The sequence below is a fragment of the Lentzea sp. NPDC058436 genome, from assembly GCF_042721515.1.
GTDB lineage: Bacteria > Actinomycetota > Actinomycetes > Mycobacteriales > Pseudonocardiaceae > Lentzea.
Genome location: NZ_JBHXLF010000007.1, coordinates 104,364 through 128,012, shown reverse-complemented (window position 1 = coordinate 128,012; position 23,649 = coordinate 104,364). Strand labels below are relative to the sequence as shown.

The 23,649-nt window shown below is 68.9% G+C and carries 27 protein-coding genes; 13 read left to right on the top strand and 14 right to left on the bottom strand.

Features of this window, described 5'->3' with window-relative positions:
- The first annotated feature begins 5 nt into the window (after nt 1-5).
- The 5 genes from ACFWN2_RS25715 (at nt 6) to ACFWN2_RS25695 (ending at nt 3,648) form a co-directional block, all read left to right on the top strand.
- Nucleotides 6-479 carry a cation:proton antiporter regulatory subunit gene (locus ACFWN2_RS25715; RefSeq protein WP_382431439.1) on the top strand — a complete coding sequence of 158 codons (474 nt, stop codon included), beginning with the start codon at nt 6-8 and terminating at the stop codon, nt 477-479.
- A 26-nt stretch (nt 480-505) separates the two neighbouring features.
- Nucleotides 506-1,657, top strand: coding sequence for a cation:proton antiporter (locus ACFWN2_RS25710; protein ID WP_382431780.1), 1,152 nt, complete (start codon nt 506-508; stop codon nt 1,655-1,657).
- Between the two features lie 63 nt (nt 1,658-1,720).
- Entirely contained in the window at nt 1,721-2,884 is a 1,164-nt protein-coding gene (locus ACFWN2_RS25705; RefSeq protein WP_382431437.1) for a S8 family serine peptidase, read from the top strand.
- Nucleotides 2,881-3,102, top strand: a complete 222-nt coding sequence (locus ACFWN2_RS25700; RefSeq protein WP_382431435.1) for a hypothetical protein — start codon at nt 2,881-2,883, stop codon at nt 3,100-3,102. The genes ACFWN2_RS25705 and ACFWN2_RS25700 overlap by 4 nt, the downstream gene beginning before the upstream one ends.
- Nucleotides 3,103-3,195: 93 nt before the next feature.
- A complete protein-coding gene (locus ACFWN2_RS25695; RefSeq protein WP_382431433.1) occupies nt 3,196-3,648 on the top strand; it encodes a DUF6319 family protein in 453 nt (150 codons plus the stop codon).
- Nucleotides 3,649-3,739: 91 nt separating this feature from the next.
- On the opposite strand, the gene ACFWN2_RS25690 is transcribed toward ACFWN2_RS25695, so the two are convergent.
- Both ACFWN2_RS25690 and ACFWN2_RS25685 read right to left on the bottom strand, forming a co-directional pair.
- Entirely contained in the window at nt 3,740-4,711 is a 972-nt protein-coding gene (locus ACFWN2_RS25690; protein ID WP_382431431.1) for a zinc-binding alcohol dehydrogenase family protein, read from the bottom strand.
- A gap of 2 nt (nt 4,712-4,713) precedes the next feature.
- Nucleotides 4,714-5,514 carry an SDR family NAD(P)-dependent oxidoreductase gene (locus tag ACFWN2_RS25685; RefSeq protein ID WP_382431429.1) on the bottom strand — a complete coding sequence of 267 codons (801 nt, stop codon included), beginning with the start codon at nt 5,512-5,514 and terminating at the stop codon, nt 4,714-4,716.
- 128 nt (nt 5,515-5,642) lie between these two features.
- Between ACFWN2_RS25685 and ACFWN2_RS25680 the strand changes: the two genes are divergently transcribed.
- Nucleotides 5,643-6,395 carry an SDR family oxidoreductase gene (locus ACFWN2_RS25680; protein ID WP_382431427.1) on the top strand — a complete coding sequence of 251 codons (753 nt, stop codon included), beginning with the start codon at nt 5,643-5,645 and terminating at the stop codon, nt 6,393-6,395.
- A gap of 11 nt (nt 6,396-6,406) precedes the next feature.
- Complete coding sequence (locus tag ACFWN2_RS25675; protein ID WP_177230067.1) at nt 6,407-6,859, top strand: MaoC family dehydratase; 453 nt, start codon at nt 6,407-6,409, stop codon at nt 6,857-6,859.
- On the opposite strand, the gene ACFWN2_RS25670 is transcribed toward ACFWN2_RS25675, so the two are convergent.
- Nucleotides 6,860-7,426, bottom strand: coding sequence for a TetR/AcrR family transcriptional regulator (locus tag ACFWN2_RS25670; protein ID WP_382431425.1), 567 nt, complete (start codon nt 7,424-7,426; stop codon nt 6,860-6,862). It lies immediately after the preceding gene.
- 38 nt (nt 7,427-7,464) lie between these two features.
- Between ACFWN2_RS25670 and ACFWN2_RS25665 the strand changes: the two genes are divergently transcribed.
- Nucleotides 7,465-8,520: a DUF2855 family protein gene (locus tag ACFWN2_RS25665; protein WP_382431423.1), complete on the top strand. Its 1,056-nt coding sequence runs from the start codon at nt 7,465-7,467 to the stop codon at nt 8,518-8,520.
- Here ACFWN2_RS25665 and ACFWN2_RS25660 read toward each other — a convergent pair.
- The 9 genes from ACFWN2_RS25660 to ACFWN2_RS25620 are packed head-to-tail and all read right to left on the bottom strand — an operon-like array spanning nt 8,510 to nt 16,477.
- Complete coding sequence (locus ACFWN2_RS25660) at nt 8,510-8,683, bottom strand: DUF397 domain-containing protein (RefSeq protein WP_382431421.1); 174 nt, start codon at nt 8,681-8,683, stop codon at nt 8,510-8,512. The two genes, ACFWN2_RS25665 and ACFWN2_RS25660, sit on opposite strands and share 11 nt — an antisense overlap.
- 8 nt (nt 8,684-8,691) lie before the next feature.
- A complete protein-coding gene (locus ACFWN2_RS25655; RefSeq protein WP_382431419.1) occupies nt 8,692-9,498 on the bottom strand; it encodes a helix-turn-helix domain-containing protein in 807 nt (268 codons plus the stop codon).
- 59 nt (nt 9,499-9,557) lie between these two features.
- A complete protein-coding gene (locus tag ACFWN2_RS25650; protein ID WP_382431417.1) occupies nt 9,558-10,103 on the bottom strand; it encodes an exonuclease domain-containing protein in 546 nt (181 codons plus the stop codon).
- Between the two features lie 22 nt (nt 10,104-10,125).
- Nucleotides 10,126-10,833 (bottom strand): hypothetical protein, encoded by a 708-nt coding sequence (locus ACFWN2_RS25645; protein WP_382431415.1) that lies wholly within the window; start codon nt 10,831-10,833, stop codon nt 10,126-10,128.
- Nucleotides 10,820-12,238 carry a VWA domain-containing protein gene (locus tag ACFWN2_RS25640; RefSeq protein ID WP_382431413.1) on the bottom strand — a complete coding sequence of 473 codons (1,419 nt, stop codon included), beginning with the start codon at nt 12,236-12,238 and terminating at the stop codon, nt 10,820-10,822. The genes ACFWN2_RS25645 and ACFWN2_RS25640 overlap by 14 nt, the downstream gene beginning before the upstream one ends.
- The gene (locus tag ACFWN2_RS25635) at nt 12,235-13,350 is read right to left on the bottom strand and encodes a hypothetical protein (protein ID WP_382431411.1); all 1,116 of its coding nucleotides are present in this window, start codon (nt 13,348-13,350) and stop codon (nt 12,235-12,237) included. Before ACFWN2_RS25635 ends, ACFWN2_RS25640 begins: the two co-directional genes overlap by 4 nt.
- A 14-nt stretch (nt 13,351-13,364) precedes the next feature.
- The gene (locus ACFWN2_RS25630; protein WP_382431409.1) at nt 13,365-14,123 is read right to left on the bottom strand and encodes an SDR family NAD(P)-dependent oxidoreductase; all 759 of its coding nucleotides are present in this window, start codon (nt 14,121-14,123) and stop codon (nt 13,365-13,367) included.
- Nucleotides 14,123-15,319, bottom strand: a complete 1,197-nt coding sequence (locus ACFWN2_RS25625; protein WP_382431407.1) for an acetyl-CoA C-acetyltransferase — start codon at nt 15,317-15,319, stop codon at nt 14,123-14,125. Before ACFWN2_RS25625 ends, ACFWN2_RS25630 begins: the two co-directional genes overlap by 1 nt.
- 12 nt (nt 15,320-15,331) lie before the next feature.
- Complete coding sequence (locus tag ACFWN2_RS25620; RefSeq protein WP_382431405.1) at nt 15,332-16,477, bottom strand: acyl-CoA dehydrogenase family protein; 1,146 nt, start codon at nt 16,475-16,477, stop codon at nt 15,332-15,334.
- A gap of 93 nt (nt 16,478-16,570) precedes the next feature.
- Here ACFWN2_RS25620 and ACFWN2_RS25615 point away from each other — a divergent pair, with 93 nt between their 5' ends.
- On the top strand, nt 16,571-17,194 hold the full coding sequence (locus tag ACFWN2_RS25615; protein ID WP_382431403.1) for a TetR/AcrR family transcriptional regulator: 624 nt from the start codon (nt 16,571-16,573) through the stop codon (nt 17,192-17,194).
- Here the strand turns inward: ACFWN2_RS25615 and ACFWN2_RS25610 are convergent.
- Nucleotides 17,187-17,459: a GlsB/YeaQ/YmgE family stress response membrane protein gene (locus tag ACFWN2_RS25610; RefSeq protein WP_253327788.1), complete on the bottom strand. Its 273-nt coding sequence runs from the start codon at nt 17,457-17,459 to the stop codon at nt 17,187-17,189. The genes ACFWN2_RS25615 and ACFWN2_RS25610 overlap by 8 nt on opposite strands.
- A gap of 97 nt (nt 17,460-17,556) precedes the next feature.
- Entirely contained in the window at nt 17,557-18,336 is a 780-nt protein-coding gene (locus ACFWN2_RS25605) for a sporulation protein (RefSeq protein WP_382431401.1), read from the bottom strand.
- A 181-nt stretch (nt 18,337-18,517) separates the two neighbouring features.
- Between ACFWN2_RS25605 and ACFWN2_RS25600 the strand changes: the two genes are divergently transcribed.
- The 4 genes from ACFWN2_RS25600 to ACFWN2_RS25585 are packed head-to-tail and all read left to right on the top strand — an operon-like array spanning nt 18,518 to nt 23,602.
- The gene (locus ACFWN2_RS25600) at nt 18,518-21,523 is read left to right on the top strand and encodes a carboxyl transferase domain-containing protein (RefSeq protein WP_382431399.1); all 3,006 of its coding nucleotides are present in this window, start codon (nt 18,518-18,520) and stop codon (nt 21,521-21,523) included.
- A 9-nt stretch (nt 21,524-21,532) separates the two neighbouring features.
- Nucleotides 21,533-22,834: an MFS transporter gene (locus tag ACFWN2_RS25595; protein ID WP_382431397.1), complete on the top strand. Its 1,302-nt coding sequence runs from the start codon at nt 21,533-21,535 to the stop codon at nt 22,832-22,834.
- Nucleotides 22,835-22,892: 58 nt separating this feature from the next.
- Nucleotides 22,893-23,213: a hypothetical protein gene (locus ACFWN2_RS25590; protein WP_382431395.1), complete on the top strand. Its 321-nt coding sequence runs from the start codon at nt 22,893-22,895 to the stop codon at nt 23,211-23,213.
- Nucleotides 23,210-23,602 (top strand): PIN domain-containing protein, encoded by a 393-nt coding sequence (locus ACFWN2_RS25585; RefSeq protein WP_382431393.1) that lies wholly within the window; start codon nt 23,210-23,212, stop codon nt 23,600-23,602. The genes ACFWN2_RS25590 and ACFWN2_RS25585 overlap by 4 nt, the downstream gene beginning before the upstream one ends.
- Nucleotides 23,603-23,649: the final 47 nt, after the last annotated feature.

Below are 23,649 nucleotides of genomic sequence, written 5' to 3'. Positions count from 1 at the left end.
TCTGTGTGAACGTAGAGATCACGCCCCTGCCGGGCATCGGGACGCGCCAGGACTTCACCATCCGCGCCGGACGTCGAGTCGGCGTGATCACCTATCGGGACGGCAAGTTCGAACTGATCGTCTCCAAGGCGAACGACCCGGACTCCTGCTCCGCCTCGATACCCCTCTCGCCGGAAGAGGCGAACACGCTCGCGGGCCTGCTCGGCGCGCCGCAGCTCGTCGCCCACCTCCGCGAGGAGACCCGCGACATCGCGGGCATCACCACCCGCCAGCTGCCGGTCACCGCCTTCGCGAACCACACGCTCGGCGAGACCGCTCTGCGCACCAGGACCAGTGTGTCCATCGTGGCCGTCGTGCGCGCGGGCAACGCCCATCCGTCGCCCGGCCCCGACTTCATCTTCGAAAACGGTGACCTCGCGGTCGTCGTCGGTACCGCGGAAGGCCTCGACGCCGCCGCTGAGATCCTCCACGGCGGTTAAGCACAGTGCACGAGACAACAATCGCCATGATCCAGCTCGGCGCGGTGTTCTTCGGCCTCGGCCTGCTGGGTCGTGTGGCTCGGCGTGCCGGCATCTCCCCGATCCCGCTGTACCTGATCGGCGGGCTCGCGTTCGGTCAGGGCGGGTTCGTCCCGTTGCACGGCATCGAGGAGTTCACTCACCTCGCCAGTGAGATCGGCGTGGTGCTGCTGCTCCTGCTGCTCGGCCTGGAGTACTCGGCGTCGGAGCTCACCACCGGGCTGAAGAAGTCGTGGATGGCGGGCGTGCTCGACCTGGTGCTGAACTCGGCACCGGGTGCGATCGCGGCGATCCTGCTCGGCTGGGGTCCCGTCGGCGCGTTGGCGATGGCGGGCGTCACCTACATCTCGTCGTCGGGCATCGTCGCGAAGGTGCTGGGCGACCTGGGTCGTCTCGGCAACCGCGAGACGCCGGTCGTGCTGTCGGTGCTGGTGTTCGAGGACCTCGCGATGGCCGTCTACCTGCCGGTGCTCACGGCGGTGCTGGCGGGCGTGAGCTTCCTCGGCGGACTCACGTCGGTGGGCATCTCGCTGCTCGCGATCACCGTGGTCCTGGTGGTGGCGTTGAAGTACGGCCGGTTCATCTCGGCCATCGTGGACAGTCCCGACCACGAGGTGTTCCTGCTCAAGCTGCTCGGCTCGGCGCTGCTCGTCGCCGGCATCGCGTCGCAGCTGCAGGTCTCCGCCGCCGTCGGCGCGTTCCTCCTCGGCATCGCGATCTCCGGGTCGACCGCCGAGAACGCGACGCGGTTGCTCGAACCGCTGCGGGACCTGTTCGCGGCGATGTTCTTCGTCGTGTTCGGGCTGAACACCGATCCGCGTTCGATTCCACCCGTTCTTGGAATCGCGGTGGCGCTGGCCGCCGTCACGACGGCTACGAAGGTGTTCACCGGCTGGTGGGCGGCGCGCAGGCAGGGCATCGGCAAGATGGGTCGCATGCGTGCGGGCGCGGCACTGGTGGCGCGCGGTGAGTTCTCCATCGTCATCGCAGGCCTGGCCGTCGCGTCTGGGCAGGTGGACGACGACCTGGCGGCGCTCGCGACCGCGTACGTGCTGCTGATGGCCATCCTGGGGCCGATCGCCGCCAAGTACGTTGAGCCGATCGGTGAATTCTTTCAACGCAGAAGGCAAATGGCCTGAAACAAGAGCCCCGATGTGACGACTCTCTAGTGAGGGCAAGTTGGAGAGTAGGGGCGAAACGTCATGACCGAACCCGCGGAAGTGGAGACCACCGGCCGTTTCCTGGTGTTGCTGCAGGAAGACGCGATCGAAGAGGGGGTGGCCGAGCTCGGCGCTATCGCCGGGTTCGACCTCAACAGCGGCGATCTGGACCCGGAGACCGTGCAGGTCTTCCCCGAACTCGGTGTCGCGGTCGTGTCCGCCGACCCGAACCTGCTGGCCGAGCTGAACGGCGCCGCCGAGCGCCCGGGCCCGGTCCAGATCGTCGAACCGGAACGCGTCGTGCACGCGTTCCAGGACGACGCCGCGCCGGCCGAGGAGGCACAGGCGCAGGCCGTGGACGAGTCGGTGCTGACCTGGGGGCTGCAGGCGGTCGGCGCGGACGTCAGCACGGCCACCGGCAAGGGCGTGAAGATCGCCGTCCTCGACACGGGCTGGGAGAAGAACCACCCGGACTTCGCGGGCCGCGCGATCACCACGCAGTCGTTCATCGCCGGCGAGGACGTGCAGGACGGCCACGGCCACGGCACGCACTGCATCGGCACGTCCGCGGGCCCGCGCAAGCCCGCCACGCTGCCCGGCTACGGCGTCGCGTACGAGGCGGAGATCTTCGCGGGCAAGGTGCTGTCGAACGCGGGCTCCGGCTCCGACGGCGGCATCCTCGCGGGCATCGACTGGGCGATCACGAACGGCTGCGCGGTCATCTCGATGTCGCTGGGCGCCGACGTCCCGGCGGGCACGCCGTACTCGCAGATCTACGAGACCGTGGCACAGCGCGCGCTGGCCAAGGGCACGCTGATCATCGCGGCGTCCGGCAACGCCTCCTCGCGTCCCGGCCGCATCGCACCGGTCGGCCACCCGGCCCGGTGCCCGAGCATCATCGCGGTGGCGGCGATCGACGTGAACCGCGCGATCGCGTCGTTCTCGTCGGGCTCGGCGGACAAGATCGGCCAGATCGACGTGTGCGGCCCCGGCGTCGACGTGTACTCCTCCTTCAAGCTCCCGGAGAAGTACAAGCGCCTGCGCGGCACGTCGATGGCGACCCCGCACGCGGCGGGCGTGGCCGTGCTGATCGCGGAGAAGACCGGCGCACGCGGCTACGAGCTGTGGGCCCGCCTGGTCGGAGCGGCGCTGCGTCTGCCGCTGCCGTCCACGGACATCGGCGCCGGACTCGTCCAGGCACCATGACCGCTCCGGTCGACCAGGTGATGGTCTCCGTGACCGACGGCAGCCTCCCGCAGGTCCTCGACGACCTGCGGGAGGCAGGCCTGGTGGTCGACACCGTCCTCGCGGCACTGGGCGTGGTCACCGGCACGGCCGAGGTGAGGGCCATCCCGGCGTTGCAGGCGGTACCCGGCGTCCTCGACGTCGAACGGCAGTGGCGCGTGCAGCTCCCGCCGTACTGACTAGGCTCTCCACTGACCCCATTCACGGCTGATCGAACAGGTGTTCTATGCTGTGCTCGGGGTCACGTCGTTGTGGAGAGAGGAAACCTGATCGTGTCGGACACGCTCACCGAGGTTCAGGCAGTCGAGGAGACCGTCGTGGAGGAGACTCCGGCGCCGGCCACCCCCGAGGCCGAGGCCCCGAAGCCCGTCGAGGCTCCCAAGCCCGTCGAGGCGCCGGCGCCCCCGAAGGCTGAGAAGCCGAAGGCCGGCCGCCCGAAGAGCACGGCGAAGAAGACGCGCACCGTGGAGCTCACGCTCACGGTGACCGGCACCGCCGAGGGCGAGTGGCAGGCCGACCTGGTCCACGGCACGCAGCGCGTCGTGTCGGGCCTGGTCATCCCGGCCGTCGCGGTCGCCAAGGCGGCCAAGGAGCTGCACGAGGACATCGCCGAGGGCATCGAGTCGGTGCTCGAGGCGGCGCGCGACCAGCACCGCACCCGCATGGAGGAGCTGGAGGCCGAGCTGGCCAAGGTGAAGGCCCAGCTGGCGGAGCTCTCCGAGTAGGTCTGGAGCTCGAACGAGAGGGCGGCCCGCTTCGGCGGACCGCCCTCTCGGCGTTTCAGGCGACTGTTGATCGCAGGTTTACTGGTTCGAGTCAGCGAGCCGGGTCGAGCAGCAGCTTGCCCGCCGTCTTGCGCGACCGCAGGTCCTCGTGCGCCTGCCGGATCTCACCCATCCCGTACTCCCCACCGGGAACGGCCTTCAGCTTGCCGTCCACCACAAGCTGGAACAGCTCGGCCATCGCACGATGTGCAAGCGTCCCGTGCTCGGCGTCGCGAACCTTCAACGCGTGGGGCAGCCACATACCCGCAACGGCCGTGGAGTGCACCAGCAGCGCCCCGAGGTCAACCGGCTTCGGCCTTTCCCGCGAGGCCATCCCATAAAACGCAAGGCGCCCGAACGGAGCCAGCGCCACGAGCGACTGGTCAGTGGTAGCCCCTCCGGTCATGTCCAGCACGACGTCGACGCGACGCCCGCCGTTGGCTTCCTTCAGCACCGCGGTCATGTCCTCGGCGCGCGAGTCGACGGCGACGTCCGCCCCGAGCGACAAAGCCAACTTCCGCTTCTCCTCGGAAGAAGCGGTGGCGATCACCCGCCCCGCACCCCACAACTTGGCCAGCTGCACGGCGATCGTCCCCACACCACCGGCGGCGGCGTGCACGACGACCGACTCGCCGGGCTCCATGTGCGTGGACTTGCGCAGCAGCAACCAGGCGGTGGCCCCCTGCACGATCAACGACAACGCGGTCAGGTCGTCCACGCCGTCGGGAACGTCGAAGGTCGTCAGAGCAGGCGCGACGGCCTTCTCCGCGTACCCGCCGGAGTTCTTCGTCAGCGCCACGACCCGACGCCCGTCCGCCGTGACCCCGGCGACCTCACCGCCGGGCACCAGCGGCAGCTCCATCTTCGCCAGGTAGGAGTTCTCCGCCTGGTGCGTGTCCGCGTAGTTGAGCCCGGCGCGCGAGACGTTGATCAGCACTTCGCCCTCACCCGCGACGGGGTCTGGCAGCTCCACCTGCCGCAACACCTCGGGCCCGCCGAACTCGGTGATCTGGATGGCACGCACGGTCAGTTCTCCTCAAGCGCGATGGAAACGGGGTCCAGCGAAGCGGCGCCGATGCGCGAACCGTCGGCGGCGCGCGGGCCGGGCGGGTTGCGGAAGCCGAACGGCTCCGACGGGCGGCCTGCCTGGACGAACCAGGCCTCGCCGGTCCCTGAACCCTCCACAATGGACATGAAGGCGTCCACCACGGCGGACACCGGGATGATCGGCATGCCGATCTCCTCCAGCGTCGAACGCAGCGGCACGATGATGTTGGTGTCGGCGAACCCAGGGCACAGCGCGTTCACGCGCACGTCCGGATGTGCTCCGGCGAGCGAGCGCATGAGGCCGACGACGGCGGCCTTGTTGGCGCCGTAGACGGGGTCGCCGGGCATGGCCATCAGACCGGCCATGGAGGCCGTGGCGATGATCTGACCGCCGCGCTTGCGCACCTCGGGCAACGCGTGGTGCGCGCCGTAGACGACACCGTCCAGGTTGATCGCCATCGCGCGGCGGTAGACCTCGACGTCGAAGTCGTCGCCCAGCGAGCAGCCGGTGCCGATGCCGGCGTTCAGGAAGACGATGTCCAGCCCGCCGAACTCCCGCACGGCGACCGCGACGGCCTCCGCGGAGTCCGAAGGAACGGTCACATCGCACCGCACGAACACGCCGCCGACCTCATCGGCAACGGCTTTGCCCTGGTCGGCGTCCACATCAGCGATCACGACGCGGACGCCGAGCGATGCCAGACGCCGGGCGGACGCGGCGCCGATGCCGTTGGATCCGCCGGTGATGAGCGCGACCTTGCCGGTGAGTTCCACGGGCACCTGCCTCCTCGAATTGCCACATTCCGACCAGTCGGTATGGTCGTCCGCACAGACCTGGACGTCAAGCGGACTGATAGGTACGTTACTAAGCGCTTGCTTAGCTCACCACCGGAATCGAAGGAGGACCCGTGGCCGACAGGGTTGCGATCGTCACCGGCGCGGCTCGTGGCATCGGTGCCGCGGTCGCGCAGCGCCTCGCCGCGGACGGACTGGCCGTCGCGTTGCTCGACCTCGACGAGCAGGGCGTGCTCGACGGCGCCGACAAGATCGTCGCGGGCGGTGGGCGTGCCATCGGCCTCAAGGTCGACGTGTCCGACGAGGAGCAGGTCAACGCCGCCGTCGCGAAGGTCGCCGAGCAGCTCGGCGCGCCGACCGTGCTCATCAACAACGCGGGCGTGCTGCGCGACAACCTGCTGTTCAAGATGTCCGCGAGCGACTGGGACACGGTCATGAACGTGCACCTGCGCGGCGCGTTCCTCATGAGCAAGGCCGTCCAGGCGTTCCAGACGAAGGAGGGCTTCGGCCGCATCGTCAACCTGTCGAGCACCAGCGCGCTCGGCAACCGCGGCCAGGCCAACTACGCCGCCGCCAAGGCCGGTCTGCAGGGGTTCACGAAGACCCTCGCGATCGAGCTCGGCAAGTTCGGCGTCACGGTCAACGCGATCGCGCCCGGTTTCATCGTCACCGAGATGACCAAGGCGACGGCCGAGCGCATGAAGATCTCGTTCGAAGACCTGATCAACGGCTCCGCGCAGGCCATCCCGGTCGCGCGCGTCGGCCAGCCGGAGGACATCGCGCACACCGCGTCGTTCCTCGTTAGCGAGGGTGCCGGGTTCGTGTCCGGCCAGGTCATCTACGTCGCCGGCGGACCGAAGGACTGAGGACGCCCACCATGCGCGCTTTCGAGAACATCGACGAGCTGGTGGCCGCGAAGGGCCAGCACCTCGGTTTCGGCGAGTGGCACGAGATCACGCAGGAGCAGGTCAACCTGTTCGCCGACGCGACGCTGGACCACCAGTGGATCCACATCGACGTCGAGAAGGCGGCCAAGGGCCCCTTCGGCGGACCGGTCGCGCACGGCTACCTGACGTTGTCGCTGGTCCCGTACCTGGTGCGGGACGTCTACACCGTCAAGAACATCAAGATGGGCGTCAACTACGGCAGCAACAAGGTCCGCTTCCCGCAGCCGGTGCTGGTCGGCGCCAGGGTGCGCGGCGGCGTCGAGCTGCTGGACGTCACGGACATCGCGCTGGGCAAGCAGCTCGTGACCAAGGTCGTCATCGAGATCGAGGGCAGCGAGAAGCCCGCCTGCGTCGCCGAGATCGTCAGCGTGATCGTGCCCTGATCAGGCCTTGAGACTGTGGATCAGCAGGTCCGCGTAGTGCTGCGCCAGCCGCTCGGGCGGGATGTCCCCGTCCGGGCGGTACCAGGTGCCGAGCTGGTGCAACGACCCGAAGAAGTAGTACGTGGCCACGTCGGCGGGCACGTCCGCTCGGAACGTCCCGTCCCGCTGCCCCTCCTCGACCAGGCCGCGGAACTTCTCGTGGTAGCGCCGCCGTTCCGCCCGCACCTCCCGCTGCTTCTCCTCGGAGAGGTGGTTCATCGAACGGAAGAACACCTTCGCGGCGTCGAAGTCGTCGACGCTGGTGACGATCACGTCGATCGCGGCCTCGCGCAGCCGTTCGGTGACCGGCCCCGTGCTCGACGCGATCTTCTCCAGGTGTTCGGTCTGCAAGCGCAGCAACCGCCCGTAGATCTCGTGCAGCAGGTCGTCCTTCGACCCGAAGTAGTGGTACATGGCGCCCTTGGTGACTCCGGCGCTCTCCACGATCTCCTGCACGGCGACCCGCTCGTACCCCTTGTCCGCGAAGAGGCGGGTGGCGGCGTCGATCAGTCTTTCAGGCACGGTCACGACCGGAGCGTACCTCGCTACCAAGGAGAACCCAGGCAATGATCAGTCGCTGGACAGTGGTCGTCGACCGCGACGACCTGACCAAAACCGAAGTCCTGCACGACGAACTGCCGCAGTCGCACGACCTGTCCGACTGCGAGGTGTTGCTCCGCACCAGCCACGTCGGCCTCACCGCGAACAACGTCACCTACGGCGTGATCGGTGACGTCATCGGCTACTGGAAGTTCTTCCCCGCGGGCGGTCCCGGCCAGGGCGTCATCCCGGTGTGGGGCTTCGCGGACGTCGTCGACTCCACTGTGGACGCACTGCCCGCCGGCACCCGCGTCTACGGCTACCTGCCGATGGCGAGCCACTTCGTCGCGCGCGCCAAGCTGACGTCGTCCGGCTTCGCGGACACGGCGGACCACCGCGCCGAACTGCCGGGCGTGTACAACAGCTACCTCGTGACGTCGTCCGATCCCGCCTACGACGACGCTCTGGAAGACCTCCAGGTGCTGTACCGGCCGCTGTTCCTCACGTCGTTCCTGCTCGCGGACCAGCTGGCCGACAACGACTTCCACGGCGCCCGCACGGTCGTGATCTCCTCCGCCTCCAGCAAGACCGCGTTCGGCACCGCCCAATGCCTGCGCGCGCACGGCGTCCGGCTGGTCGGTTTGACATCGCCGCGCAACGTGGAATTCACCAAGGGCCTGGGCCTCTACGACACCGTGCTCCCCTACGACGCCGCCGTGGACGTCGAGCCTTCGGTGTACCTGGACTTCAGCGGGTCCGCCGACGTGCGTTCGGCGCTGCACTCACGGCTCGGGGCGGACCTCGTGAAGGACATCTCGATCGGCCTGACCCACAAGGCGCCGTCGCAGGACTCGCGGTCGGAGTTCTTCTTCGCGCCGGACCAGCTGCGCAAGCGCACCGCGGACTGGGGCTCGGACGGGCTCGCTCAGCGGTTCGGCGAGGCCTGGCGGGGCTTCACGGCCCAGGCCGGTGACTGGGTCGCGGTCGCGCGGCACAGCGGGCCGGACGAGCTGGTCGACGTATGGCAGGCGGTGCTGGCGGGCAGGGCGAACCCGGACACCGCCGACGTGATCAGCTTCTGAGGTCGTTCTTGACCATGGTGAGGAAGGCATTCCAGGCGGGCGCCGCGACGGTGGCGTCCGCTTCGCCTTTCGAGTCACGGATGCGGGCAGCGGAACCGTCGAGGGCGATCTCCACGCAGTCGGAACCCTGCGCGCCATTGCTGCGGCTGCTCTTGCGCCACATGTCAATCCCTACCTCTCGGCAGCCAACCTCCCGACCCACTCGGCGGACTCGTCTGGAGTCAGCGCCAGCTTCGAGAGGTGCTTGAAGACCAGTTTACTGGCCTTCACCTGCGCGACGTTCTCGACGTGCGCGGCTCCGCCGGGGTGCTCGACGTAGAGCACGGTCATGTCGCCGGGGTAGGAGAAGTCCAGCAGGAGGAACGATCCGTTATACCCGTCGTTCAGACCTGCGGCGTTCGGCAGGACCTGCACCGACACGTTGGGTCGCGCGCCCATGTCGTTGATGTGCAACAGCTGCTCGCGGTCGGCCTGCGCGAAGGCCGCCTCGGCGATGACCGCGTGGTACTGCAGTCCGTCGTCCAGCCGCTCCCGCCGCCGTCGCCTGACCGCGACCTGGTTCTCGATCCACTTGCGCGAGCGTTGGACCTGCCATCCCCGGAACACCGCGCGCATGTAGCTCTCGGTCTGCAGGAGGCCCGGGATGTAGCCCAGTGAGAACGCGCTGACCCGGACGGCATCGTGCTCCAGGCTGATGTAGCCGTGATCCTCGATGCCGTAGGGGTGCCACCACCCCTTCTCGACCGCGCGTTCCCACATCTCGATGTACGGCGACTCCTCCGACATGAGCACGCCGTAGAGGTCAAGCATCGCCCGGAGGCCGTGGAAGTCCGGCAACTGGCCGTTCTCGATGCGGCTCAGCTTCTGGTAGTTGTAGCGGAGCCGGTAGGCCGCCTCACGCTGGCTCAGCCCGGCTCGCTCGCGCAGCCTCTTCAGGGCCTCGCCGAGGCGCACCTGCCGGAACGTGGGGTCGGACATGTCCCAAACGTTACGGACGGGATCCGACATCCGTGAATCACGGCGTGTCCGATGAGGACTCAGCGCCGAAGCAACCCGGCCAGCAGGCCCGCGATGTTGAACGCGTCGTCGTGCCCGCGGTGGTGCGTGCCGTCGATCTTCCGCCCCGTCAACTTCACCGCCTCGGCCATCCCGACCTCGCGCGGCAACGCGTGCGTCAGCGCGAACAACGTCTTGACGTTGAGGTGCCGCGGCCCGAACGGATAGCGGACGCCGAAGTCGGCGCACTGCCGCTCGAACATCTTCCGGTCGTAATCACCGTACGACGCCCACACGCGGCGATCCGACCGGAACTCCTTGCGCAGCAGAGCGCACGCCTCGGCGAACGAGACGCCGTCCGAAACCTGCGAGGCGGTCAGCGTCGTCAGCGAAGTGCAAAAAGGACTGACGGACGACCGCGAAGGCCGCACCAGCACGGAACGACGCTCCCCGCGCTTCCCCGAGGCCACGTCGAGCGGGCAGATCCCGATCTCGATGATCTCCGACACCTCGCCGGGAGGCGGAGAGCCCTCCCAGCACGTCGACTCGACGTCGACCACGAGTACCTCGTCCAATGAAACCAGCACGCGCTGATCGTCCCCCACGCGTCTACTGGAATACGACGACCGGCAGCACGACGATCTCACCGGTGGCCGCGTTCCACGATTGGACCTTCCCCAGGCATCGGGCGTTGAACTGGCCCGGTGGCAACGTGTCGCGCAGGCTCGCGCGGTCGCACTCCACCCGGACGCGGTGCTCGCCGACGGGGGCGATGAGCACCGCCGGGTCCTCGTCGGCGCTGGCCTCGAACCGGCCGTGCAGCGACACGTAGTCGCGGATGTCGTTGAGGCGCCGCGCTCTTCCCCGCCGCCACGACTCGTCGGCGGTGATGGTCCGGGTGGTCAGGTCGACGTCGACCACGCCGTGGCCCGCGCGCAGGCCGGCCAGCACGACGCCGATCACGTCGATCTCCGTGGCGGGTTTCTCGTAGGTGTCGGTGTTCTGCTCGACGACCGAGCCGTCGACGCCGATGCCGAACTCGCTGGGGCCGACCTGCAGCTTGCCGCCCTTGGTGACGGTGATCTGCTTGACGAACTGCCGGGTGACGGCGTCGTCGTAGCGGCCGACCTTGCACAGGTTGATCATGCGCTGGCCGTGCACGTAGAACAGCAGGCCGGGCACCTCGGGTTCCGGCTCACGGCGGCGCAGCCACCGCCAGCCCAGACCGACCACCACGATCAACGCGAGCAGCGTCGCCACCCACAGCAGGATCCAGCCCCACGAGACCGACCACCACAAAGCCCTATCGACAGCCACGGATCTCTCTCACCGCCTCCAGCAACGACTTCGCGCCGGCCTCCACGAGACGGCCACCGCTCGCCTGCGCCACCCGGTCCAGCTCCGCCGTGGAGGCCTCGCCGAACCGGATCGGGAACACCGGCACCTCTCCCCTGCCGACCCTCAGGAACTCGTCCACGGACGGTCCCGCGTTGTTCTCGCCGTCGGTCATCAGCACGACCGCCGTCTCGCCTCTCGCCAGCTGCAGGCCGCGTTCCAGCGCGGCCCAGATCGCGGTGTTGTCCCGCAGGTCCTCGGAGGCGACGACGGCCAGCAGCGCGTCGAGGTCCTCGCGACCGCGGACGGTGATCGAGCGTTCCTCCAGCACCGTGCCCGCGAACCGCACGATCGTCACGGTCTCTCCGACGTAGAAGCGGTCGAAACCGTTGAGCGACGCGAACGCCTCGCGCAGCCCGGCCAGGCGCGGGCCCCGCATGGACGTCGAGTAGTCCAGCACGAAGACCACCTGGCGGCCCTCGCCCGCGCGGTCGTGGAAGAGCAGCAGCCGGTCGATCACCTCGGGCCTGTCCGGGAAGTACAGGGCTGTGCCGAGGTCGGCGCGCAGCTTCTCGTTGCGCTGCACCGAGGGTTCGACCGGTCGGCGCCACGTGCGGTCGGCGATCATCTGCTGGGCGGCAGGCGCTCGAAGCCATTCGACAACGCGGTCGTACACCGCTCGGTGCTCGGGCTTGACCAGCATCAGCGGGTAGTCCGACAGGACGATGCCGTCGCGCGGGTAGACGATCTCCAGCGGTTCCGGCAGGGAGGCGTTCAGGGACAACAACTCCGACTCGTGCGCGACGAGTCCGTCCACATCGGACCGGCGCGCGAACTCCGCGACCGGGTCCGGCACGTCGAACGCCCGTCCGGACAGGAATCCCTGCAACCGGTCGCAGCTCACGTCCTCGGGACGCAACGGCGCACCGGTGCCCGCGGCCGCCGTCGCGACGCCGATCAACGCCGCCATGCCGCCGCCGGACACGCGCGGATCGGCCATTCCGTAGCGGAACTGGCCCAGCGCGGCCCGGTCGGCGACGTCCGCCCACGTCGGCCGCTCTCCCAGCACCGCCCGCTTGCCGCGCTTCACCCCGAGCACCACAGGGGACGTCATGATGCTCGCCGCCAGCTCCGGCTCGGCACCGCGCAGCCGCAGAAACCTGTTGGTGGACAACCACGCCAGGTCGAACCCGTCGAGCGACCTGCTGGCCTCAACGGTGCCGCGGTGCTCCACGGCCAGCTCGACGCCGGTGGCCTTCTTCAGCTCCGCCAGCACCGGTCCGAGGTCGGCCAGCTCGGTGCTCGCGAGCACCTTCAGCCGGACCGGCGGCGTGCTGGACGTGCACGCCGTCAGCAGGAGCAGCAGAACCGCCGCCAGCACCCTCACTTGCACTCGCCGACGACGTCGAGCATGCGCTCGAAGAGCTCCGCCTTGGGCAGTTCCACCCTGCCCTTCGCCCCTGCCGGCGGTTCCGGCAGTCCGCGGGACGCGATGTAGGCCCCGAAGTCGGCGCCGGTCTCCCCGTTCCAGCCCAGCGAGTGGAAGCCCAGCTCGACCGCGCGCTGACGCAGCTCGGGGTCGTTCATCATGAGTTCGCCGATCCGGTCGCCCTCCGGCGTGAACGAGATCAGCTCCGGCGTGCTCTGGTGCTGCTTCTCCGGGTAGAGCAGGACGCGTTCGGTGTCGACGTTCTTCTGCCGCAACTGGTAGGCGATGAACTGGTGCTCGTAGATCACCGCGATGACGGCGTGCGTGCGGCCCTCCGGCACGAAGTACTTCGGGGCCATGTCCTCGCCGGCCTGGCCCTGCGCGTCGACGTACGGCTTGACCTCCAGCGCCAGCTTCTCCGCCGCCTCGACGGTCTGCGGCGGCTCGTCACCGAAGGCGGTGGCGAAGAACCCGACGAGCGTCGCGCCCGAGTAGGCCTTGCAGGGGTCCGGCGACTGCACGGTGATCCGGTTCTCGTTGGAGAGGCCGTAGTCGTTCCACCGCTTGCGGCCGTCGGCCAGTTTCTTGAACTCGTCCATCTTGAGGTCGTAGTAGAGGTCGCCGTTGCGGGTCGCGGCGCCGGCCTGCACCAGTGCCTCGGCGTACTCGCGGAACGTCGCCAGCACGACCGGGGTGAAGAACGGCCGGTACGGCACCACGTGCTTGCCCGCGCGGCGCGACTTCACGTGCTCGTTCGCCACGTGCCCGGACGGGAAGACGAAGTGGTACGAGTCGAGGTCGGGCTTGTTCGCGAGGTCGCGGGACCCGACGGGCGTCACGTGCACCTGGTAGCCGCGGGCCATCAGGATCCGCTTGACCTGCTCGTCCTGGAAGAAGTCGCGCTTGGAGGCGAACAGCGCCCGTACGACCGTCACAGACCGGAACGGGCCGGTGACGTGCCCCGAAACGAGCAGCACCACCAGCCCGAACACGAACACCGCCAGCGGCGGCACGAACCACAGCAGGAACCGTCTTCGCGGGTCGACGACCTTGAACTCGGGCTCCCGCACGGCTCCCCCTGGAGTCAGACGATCACGGCACCACCGTCGACGACGAGCGTCTCGCCCGTAACGTAACCGCCCGCCGGGGAGGCCAGGAACAGAACGGCGGAAGCGAGCTCCTCCGGGTCACCGATTCGCCCGGATGGCAGAGTCGCCTGGATCTTCTCCAGGTACCCGGGCGGGTACTGGTCGGTCATCTCCGACTCGAAGAAACCGGGGCAGATCGCGTTGACGCGGATGCCCTTGCGGCCCGTCCACTGCTGCGCCAGGTCCCGCGTCAGGCCGAGCAGGCCCGCCTTGGACGCCGAGTACGCGGCCTGGGGAATACCGCCGGTCACGAGCCCGAGGACGCTGGAGATGTTGATGATCGAGCCACCGGACTTCATGACCGACGCGGCGGCCTGGGCCATCCAGTAGGCGCCGTTGAGGTTGACGTCCATGACGCCGCGGAACTCCTCCGGCGTCTCCCGCGACGCGGGCACTGCCGACGCCACACCCGCGTTGTTCACCAGAACTGCGACCGTGCCGAACTCGGCCGCCGCACGGGCGACCTCGCGGCAGTCCTCCGGCTTCGACACGTCGGCCTGCACGACCAGCGCGCGCTGACCGGTGGCCTCGACCAGTGCGGCCGTGTCCTTCAGCTTGTCCGCGCGGCGGGCCGCGAGCACGATGTCCGCCCCGGCCTCGGCGAGGCCCTTGGCGAACGCGACGCCGAGCCCCGAAGAGGCGCCGGTGACGATCGCGACCTTCCCGTCGAGGCGGAACTTGTCGAGGATTCCCACTACGAAAGCCTTTCCAGGATGATCGCCATGCCCTGGCCGCCGCCGACGCACATGGTCTCCAGGCCGAACTGGGCGTCACGGGCCTGCATGCCGTTGATCAGCGTCGTCATGATCCGCGCGCCGGTCGAGCCGAACGGGTGCCCGAGCGCGATGGCGCCGCCGTGCACGTTGAGCTTGTCGATGTCGATGCCCAGCGCGCGCTGCGAGCCGAGCACCTGCACCGCGAACGCCTCGTTGATCTCCACCAGGTCGATGTCCGAAATGGACAGACCGGCGTGACCCAGCGCCTGCTTCGTGGCGTCGACCGGGCCGAGGCCCATGATCTCCGGCGAGAGGCCGGAGACGCCCGTGGACACGATGCGCGCCAACGGGGTCAGGCCCAGCTCACGTGCCCGCACGTCGCTCATGATCACGACAGCGGCCGCGCCGTCGTTCAACGGGCAGCAGTTGCCGGCCGTGATGGTGCCCTCGGGACGGAAGACGGTCTTCAGCTGGGAGACCGCCTCGTAGGTCACCCCGGCACGCGGTCCGTCGTCCGCGGAGACCACGGTGCCGTCGGGCAGGGTGACCGGCGTGATCTCGCGGGCGAAGAACCCGTCCGCGATCGCCTTCTCCGCGAGGTTCTGCGACCGCACGCCGAACTCGTCCTGGTCGTGCCGCGAGATGCCGAGCTGCGTCGCGACGTTCTCGGCCGTCTGGCCCATCGCGATGTAGTAGTCGGGCACCTGGCCGTCCAGGCGCGGGTCGGTCCACGGCGCGTTCGACGCGGCGGTGTCCAGGGTCCGTTGCTGCGCCTCGGCGAACAGCGGGTTGAACGAGGGCGCGCCGGCGTGCATGTACCGGGAGACGCACTCGACGCCGGCCGAGATGAACGCGGTGCCCTCCCCCGCCTTGACGGCGTGGAAGGCCATGCGCGCGGTCTGCACGGACGACGCGCAGAACCGGTTGACCGTCGTGCCCGGCAGCGAGTCGTGACCCAGCTGCACGGCCACGCGGCGCGCGATGTTCTGGCCGTGCTCGTCCTGCGGCTCGGCGCACCCGAGGTGCAGGTCGGTGATCTCGGACGCCGGGATGTTGCCCAGCGCGGCCGAGATCACCTGCGCGGCCAGGTCGTCGGGCCGCATCGACGCGAGGGAACCCTTGCGGGCACGGCCGATCGGTGACCGGGCGGTGGAGACGATGACTGCTTCCGGCATGTCGTTCTCCTCCTACAGGCCCAGTTCGCGGCCGATGAGTTCCTTCATGATCTCGTTGGAGCCCGCCCAGATCTTCGTGACGCGGGCGTCCATCCACGCGCGAGCGACGCGGTACTCGGTCATGTAGCCGTAGCCGCCGTGCAGCTGCACGCAGGCGTCGATGACCTCGTTCTCGATGTCGGCGCTCCAGTACTTCGCCTGCGCCGCCTCGACCGGGCTCAGCTCGCCGCGGACGTGCTGCATCGTCAGCGTGTCGACGAACGCCTGCGTGACGTCGAGCTTGGTGCGCAGCTCGGACAGCAGGAACTTGTTGTGCTGGAACTTGCCGATCGACTGCCCGAACGCCTTGCGCTCCTTCACGTACTCGAGCGTCTCGTCGAAGATGCCCTGCGCGTGCGCGAGGTTCGAGATGGCGGCGCCGATCCGCTCCTGCGGCAGGCGTTCCATCATGTAGATGAAGCCCTGGCCCTCGTCACCGATCAGGTTGGCGGCGGGCAGGCGCACGTCGGAGAAGAACAGCTCCGCGGTGTCGGACGGGTGCTGGCCGACCTTGTCGAGCTTGCGGCCGCGCTCGAAGCCCGCCATGCCGGTCTCGACGGCGAACAGCGAGATGCCGCGCGAGCCCTTGGACGGGTCGGTGCGGGCCGCGACGACGATCATGTCGGCGGTGTAGCCGTTGGTGATGAACGTCTTGGAGCCGTTGAGGATCCAGTCGTCACCGTCGCGCACGGCGTTGGTCTTCAGCGCCGCGAGGTCGGAGCCGCCGGACGGCTCGGTCATCGCGATGCCGGTCTTGATCTCGCCGGTGCACATGCCGGGCAGCCAGCGCTGCTTCTGCTCCTCGGTGCACAGGTCGACGAGGTAGGGCGCCACGACGTCGCCGTGGATGCCCAGCGACGAGGCGACCGCGGCGTTGACCCGGCACAGCTCCTCGGCGAACACGGTGTTGAAGCGGTAGTCGTTCGCGCCGCTGCCGCCGTACTCTTCCGGGATCTCCAGACCCAGAAGGCCCTGGCGTCCGGCTTCGAGCCACACGTCGCGGTCGATCACCCGCTGCTCGATGAACTTCTCGACGTTCGGGGTGATCGTGCGCTCGACGAACGCCTTCGCCGACTCCCGGAACGCGGCGTGATCCTCGTTGAACAGCGTCCGCTGCACGACTAACCTCCATACTAAGCGGTTGCTTAGATCTAAGCGCACGCTTAGCGTGCAGTACGATCCATCACCTGTCAACACGCTAGGAGCCGCCCGATGACCACGACCGGACTGGACGGGTTCGCGCTGCTCGACAAGACGTGGAGCACCGTCACGCCCGAGGCCGCCCGCCGGATGCTCATCGCGGCCGTCCAGGCGTTCGCGGGCAAGGGATATCACGCCACGACGACCAGGGACATCGCCTCACTGGCCGGAATGTCCCCCGCGGCCGTGTACATCCACTACCGGTCCAAAGAGGAGCTTCTGTTCAACATCTCGCTCGTCGGCCACGAGACGTCGCTCGCGCTGCTGTCGAGCATCGAGGGCGACGGCGCGGTGGAGCGGCTGAAGAACGCCGTGGCGGCGTTCGCGGGATGGCACGCGGAGTTCCACACGACGGCGAGGGTGGTGCAGTACGAGCTGGGCGCGCTCTCACCGGAACACCACGGGCAGGTGGCGGAGCTGCGCCGGCAGATCGAGCAGCGGATGCGGTCCTACATCGCGGACGGCGTGCGGGAGGGCGTGTTCGACGTGCCCGACCTCAAGGGCGCGACCCTGGCCGTGCTGTCGCTGTGCATCGACGTCGCGCGCTGGTACCAGCCGGAGGGAAAACGCACCCCGGACGAGATCGGCGCGATGTACGCCGACCTCGTCCTGAGGATGGTCCGTCCGGCTAGCTGACCGACTTGCGGCCGTACACGCCGGCCACGACCGACACGCCGACCGCGGCGACCACGATCTGGACGATCAGCTCGATCCAGTCGATGCCGGGCGTGTCCTCCACGCCGAGCAGCCGCGCGATCCACGTGCCGATGAACGCCGCCACGATGCCGACGATGATCGTCAGCCAGATCGGGATGCTCTGCTTGCCCGGCGCGAACAGCCGGCCGAGCACGCCCAGGATCAGACCGATGACGAGCGCACCGATGATGCTGCCGATGCCCATGACCGCCTCCTCCGCGATGATTTCGGATCTTGGCCGAGATCATCCCTTCAGAGCACAGATCACGCAGCGTGAGGCGTAACGTCATCGACCGTTCGGGTTACCAGCGGCTGCCGGAGACCTGCGCCATCCACTGGTTGATCGTCGCGGTCCAGTCGGTGCCGACGGCCTGCTGGTGCGAGACGGCGAAGCGGCCGTACGCGTCGCCACCGGAGCGGAGCAGGCCGGCGCGCTTGTCGGCCTCCAGGATGACGTGCAGCTCCTGCGGCGTCGTGACGAACGTCAGCTCGACCTGCTTGAGGCGGCCGGAGAACTGCGGCGGCGGGTAGAACTCGATCTCCTGGTAGAACGGCAGCTGCTGCGGGACGCCGTAGATGCGGCCCTTCTCGTTGTCCGCCTTGGTGAAGCGGAAGCCCATGTGCCCGAACGCCTGGAGCACGGCGTCCTGCGACGGCAGCGGGTGCACCCAGATCGGGTCGAGGTCACCGGGGTCGACGGCGCCGCGGACCTCCAGCTCGGTGCGCAGGCCGAGCTGCATGCCGTGCAACTGCCCGCCGCCCACGACGTTGATCGGGCACTCGAACGGCACCTGGAACTGGAACGGCAGCGAGAGGTTCTGGTGCGGCTGGGCGAGGATCCGCTGACCCACGGAGAACTTGTGGAACTCCATGTTGGTGTTGTACTCGTTGTCGCCGCTCTCGATCTCGACGCGGGTGAGCAGCGCCAGCGTGACGTGGTCGATCTCGGCCGGGTGGTCGCCGCCCGCGATGCGCACCTCGCCGGACAGCACCTCGCCGGGCCGGACGTTCGGGTTCGTCAGCACCGTGTCGACAGTCGGCCCGCCCACACCGAACGCGCGCATCATCCTCTTGAACACCACTGCGGCCTCCTGAATGCCCTTCGCATGTTTGCGGGGAGTCTGCCAACTGGATCGCCCATTCGCGGCGAAGTGTTCCGTTGACGCCTCAGCACCACGATCGGTTCCGTATGGACTTCCGTTGACTTCAGATGGCAACATGCGACCGCCGTCACATACTAAGCGGTCGCTCAGGAGGTTGCCCGTGCTGCTCGTCGCCAACCGGGGTGAGGTCGCCGTCCGCGTGCTGCGCGCGGCAGCTGACCTGGGGATACGCACCGTGGCGGTGTACGCGGAGGACGACGCTTCCTCGCTGCACGTGTCCCTCGCCGACCGTGCCGTGGCGCTGCGCGGCCCGGCTCCCTACCTGGACGTGGAGCAGATCCTTGACGCCGCCGACGGGTGCGTCGCGGTGCATCCGGGGTGGGGGTTCCTGTCCGAGAACGCGTCGTTCGCTCGGGCGTGTTCCGCGCGCGGACTGACGTTCGTGGGGCCGTCCGCTGACGTTCTGGAACTGCTCGGTGACAAACGGCGAGCACGGGAACTGGCTGCCTCGCTGGGGATTCCGGTGCTGGACGCGCCTCCCGACACGTTCCCGGTGATGGTGAAGGCCGTGTCCGGTGGTGGCGGCAAGGGCATGCGGGCGGTGTTCTCGGCGGAGGAGCTCGACGACGCCGTCGCCGCGTGCCGGGCGGAGGCGCTGGCGGCGTTCGGGAACGACGACGTCTACTTCGAACGGCTGATGCCCGCCGCCCGGCACGTCGAGGTGCAGCTGGTCGGGACCTCGGTGATCGGCGACCGCGACTGCTCGTTGCAGCTGCGGCACCAGAAGCTCGTGGAGATCGCGCCCGCTCCCCTGCTGGACCCGTTGCTGCGCAAGGCCTTGCACTCGGCGGCGGTGTCGATCGCCTCGGCCGTCGAGTTCACCGGGGTCGGCACGGTCGAGTTCCTGGTGTCCGGGGACTCGTTCGCGTTCCTGGAGGTGAACCCGCGGTTGCAGGTCGAGCACACGGTGACCGAGATGGTGTCCGGAGTGGACCTCGTGCGCACGCAACTCCTGCTCGCCTGGGGCGGTGACGTCGACTTCACGCCGTCGGATCGCGGCGCGGCCGTGCAGGTGCGGGTCAACCAGACCTCTGGTGGCGTTCTCGGCGCCTTCGCGCTTCCGTCCGGGCCTGGTGTCCGCGTCGACACGCACGGGTACGTCGGCTACCGGGTCGGGACGCGGTACGACGGGCTGCTCGCGAAGCTCGTGGTGCACGGCGAGGACCTGGACGTCGCGCTGAACCGGGCGCGGCGTGCGCTGGGCGAGTTCCGGATCGAGGGCGTTCCCACGAACTTGGAGTTCCTCCGGGGGCTCTTGGAGCGCGATGTCGTGGGCGCGACGACCGACTTCGTGGTCGAGGAACCGGTCTCGGGCATGCGGGCGCCGTTGGCCGGCACGGTGGTGGACGTTTCTCCTGACTCCGTGGTGCTGGAAGCGATGAAGATGCAGCACGTCGTGCGGGTGTCCGGCGAGGTGCTGGTGTCGGTGGGCGACACCGTGTCCGAGGGTCAGGTGCTGGCGTCCGGCGTCGGTGAGTCCATTGAGGACGTCGTAGCGGCGGATCTTGGGGTCGTGCGACCGGATCTCGCCGAGGTGTTGGCGCGGCACGACTTCTCCCGCCCGGAGGCTGCCGCTCGTCGGCACGCCTCGGGCGGGCGGACCGCACGGGAGAACATCGCCGACCTCTGTTCGGACTTCGTCGAGTACGGCGGCCTCGCGATCGCCGCCCAACGCGCACGCCGTTCGCTACCGGACCTGATCGAACGCACGCCCGCCGACGGCATGGTGGCGGGCATCGGTGTCGTGAACGGCTCTCGGGTCGTGGCGATGTCCTACGACTACGCCGTGCTCGCCGGCACGCAGGGCCTGCGCAACCACCAGAAGAAGGACCGGCTCTTCGCGTTGGCGCAGCAGGAGAACCTGCCGGTGGTGTTGTTCGCCGAAGGCGGCGGCGGACGCCCCGGCGACACCGACCACAGCATGGTCAGCGGCCTCGACTGCGGCTCGTTCCACGCGTTCGCCCAGCTCAGCGGACAGGTGCCGCTGGTAGGCTTGGTCGCGGGGCGGTGCTTCGCGGGCAACGCGGTGCTGCTCGGCACGTGCGACGTGATCATCGCGGTCGAGGGCGCCAACATCGGCATGGGCGGGCCGGCGATGATCGAGGGCGGCGGGCTCGGGGTGTTCCGGCCGGAGGAGATCGGGCCTCTGGACGTGCAGGTGCCCAACGGCGTCGTGGACGTCGTGGTCGGGTCCGAGGAAGAAGCGGTGGCCGTCGCGAAGAAGTACCTCTCGTACTTCCAGGCTCCCGCAGGCGTCCCCTCGCCGAGCGCGCAGCCTTCGTCCGCGCCGCCGGGGGGACCCCTGAACTCAATTCTCCCAGACAGCACCGACAATTCCTGGAGCTGCGCGGATCAGCGCCTCCTCCGCCACGCCGTCCCCGAGAACCGCCTCCGCGCCTACGACATCCGAGCCCTCATCACCACCCTCGCCGACACCGACAGCGTCCTCGAACTCCGCGCCGGCTTCGGCAGGGCCATCGTCACCTCACTCATCAGGGTCGAAGGCCGACCCATCGCCCTGATCGCCAACGACCCCGGGGTCAACGGCGGCGCCATCGACGCCGACGCCGCCGACAAGTGCGCCCGCTTCCTCCAGCTCGCCGACGCGTTCGACCTCCCCGTGGTCTCCCTGGCCGACACGCCGGGGTTCATGGTCGGCCCGGAGGCCGAACGCACCGCCACCGTCCGCCACCTCACCCGCATGGTCGTGACGGGCGCGAACCTGACCGTCCCCTTCGGACTCGTCGTGCTGCGCAAGGCGTACGGCCTCGGCGCCCAGGCCATGGCGGCCGGCAGCCTGAAGGTGCCGCAGTTCGCGATCTCCTGGCCCACCGGGGAGTTCGGCCCGATGGGCCTCGAAGGCGCCATCAAACTCGGCTTCCGGAAAGAGCTCGACGCCATCGAGGACCCGCGCGAACGTCAGCAGCGCTACGACCAGATGGTCGCGATGGCCTACGAGCACGGCAAAGCCCTCAACGTCGCCTCGGTCTTCGAGATCGACGACGTGATCGACCCGGCCGACACCCGCCGCTGGATCGCCACGGCGCTGGCCCCCGCAACTTCCCGTCCCCAAGGGAAGAAACGCCCGTTCATCGACACGTGGTGAGGAGATTCCGTGGTCAGCGTAGCCCCTGCGGAACAGAAGACCCTGCGCAAACTCATGGCTGCCGGACTCGTCGGGTCCAGTCTTGAGTGGTACGACTTCTTCATCTACGCGACAGCCGCGGCGCTGGTGTTCCCCAAGCTGTTCTTCCCCGAGGCGACGCCGATCGTGGCGTTGCTGCTCAGCTTCAGCACGTTCTGGGCGGGCTTCATCGCGCGCCCTCTCGGCGGCCTGGTGTTCGGGCACGTCGGCGACAGGGTCGGCCGCAAGCCGGCCCTCGTCATCTGCCTCGCGCTGATGGCCGCGGCCACGTTCCTCATCGGCCTGCTGCCCACGACGGCGTCCATCGGCGTCGGCGCGCCCGTGCTGCTGGTCCTGCTGCGGTTCCTGCAGGGCATCGCGGTCGGCGGGCAGTGGGGCGGCGTGGTCCTGCTGCTGACCGAGTCGGCGGGTCCGCGCAAACGCGGCTTCGCGGGCACGTTCGGACAGGCCGGCGTCCCGATCGGCGTGCTGCTGGGCAACGTCGCCTTCATCAGCGCCACGACCTCTCTCTCGCCGGAAGCCTTCGCGTCGTGGGGCTGGCGCGTGCCGTTCCTCGCGTCGGCACTCCTCTTCCCCGTGGTGCTGTTCATCCAGTTGAAGGTCGAGGACAGCCCTGTCTTCAAGGAGATGCAACAGCGCCGTGCGGACGCACCGGCCGTGGTCCACGCACCGCTGAAGGAGGCCCTCCGCACGCACCGCAAGCCGATCCTGCTCGGCGCGGGCCTGATGTTCGCGTCCAACGCGATCTTCTACGTGTCGATCGCGGGCGTCCTGTCGTACGCGACCACGACGCTCGGCCTCTCTCGCGAGTCCGTGCTGGTCGTGAGCCTGCTGTCCTCTCTCGTGAGCGTCCCGGTGATCCTCTACGCCGGTGCGCTGAGCGACCGGCTGGGACGGCGTCCGCTGATCATCGCGGGCACGGTCGGCCTCATCGTGTGGGCGTTCCCGTACTTCCTGCTCGTGGACACGGGCTCGCTGGTGTTGCTGTTCGTCGCGAACACGGTCGGAGGCATCGCGTCCTCTCTCGTGTACGGGCCGATCGCCGCCTACCTGGGTGAACTGTTCGCGCCGCACGTCCGGTACTCGGGCGCCTCTCTCGCGTACCAGTTGGCGTCGATCCTGGTCAGCGGCGGCACGCCGTTCGTGATGACCGCACTGCTCGGGGCCACCGGGACGTCGATGTCCGTCTCGGCGTTCTTGCTGGTCATGGGTCTGTGCACGCTGGTGTCGGTGCTGAAGCTGCCGGAGACCCACCAGCCGGAACGGGCCTGACAGCACGCGACTCGATTGGTGCTACCGTGGTAGCACCAATCGAGTTACCATCAGAACCATGGCGGTGGAGAAGTTGAGCGTGTCCATGCCCGGCGTGGTCGTCGCCAGGGCGAGGCGCGCCGCGGACCGGGCAGGCGTGCCGCTGTCCACCTGGCTCGCCGAAGCGGCGGAAGCCGCAGCGGACCTCGCCGAGGCGCAGGCGGCCGCGCAGGACTACGCCGAGAAGTTCGGCGAGCCCGATCCTGCCGAACTGGACGCGATCCGGGCGGACCTGGCGGAGGCGGGCGTCGGTGCTCCCGAGTCGCCGGCCGACGCCGCCGAACGTGCCGCAGCGCTGGCACGGCTCCTGGGACTGCCGGAGGAAAGGCAGGCGAGGTGAGCGCACGAGGCCTCGTCCTGGACGCCGGAGCGTTGATCCACGTGGAGGGAAACCCGAGGGGCCGCGTCTACGGGGCGTGCCGTGACGCCCTGGATTCCGGCACCCGCGCGCTGCTGCCCAGCGTCGTGCTCGCCCAGGTCTGGCGCGGAACCGCCAGGCAGGCGCCGGTGTCGATGCTGCGCCGGATGTGCAGACCCGTCCCGTTCACCGAGGACGTCGCGGAGGCGGTCGGCCGGCTCCTCGCGCTGGCGGGAACGTCGGACGTGGTCGACGCGGCCGTCGTCATCGCGGCGGTCAGCCACAACTGCGCCGTGCTCACCTCAGACCCAGGTGACATGGGCAAACTCGCGGACGCCGCAGGCGTGAAAGTCCCTCTCATCGTCGTCTGACGGGACAAATCGGGCCTTCACAGTCAAGACCTCTGCGGAACCTGGAG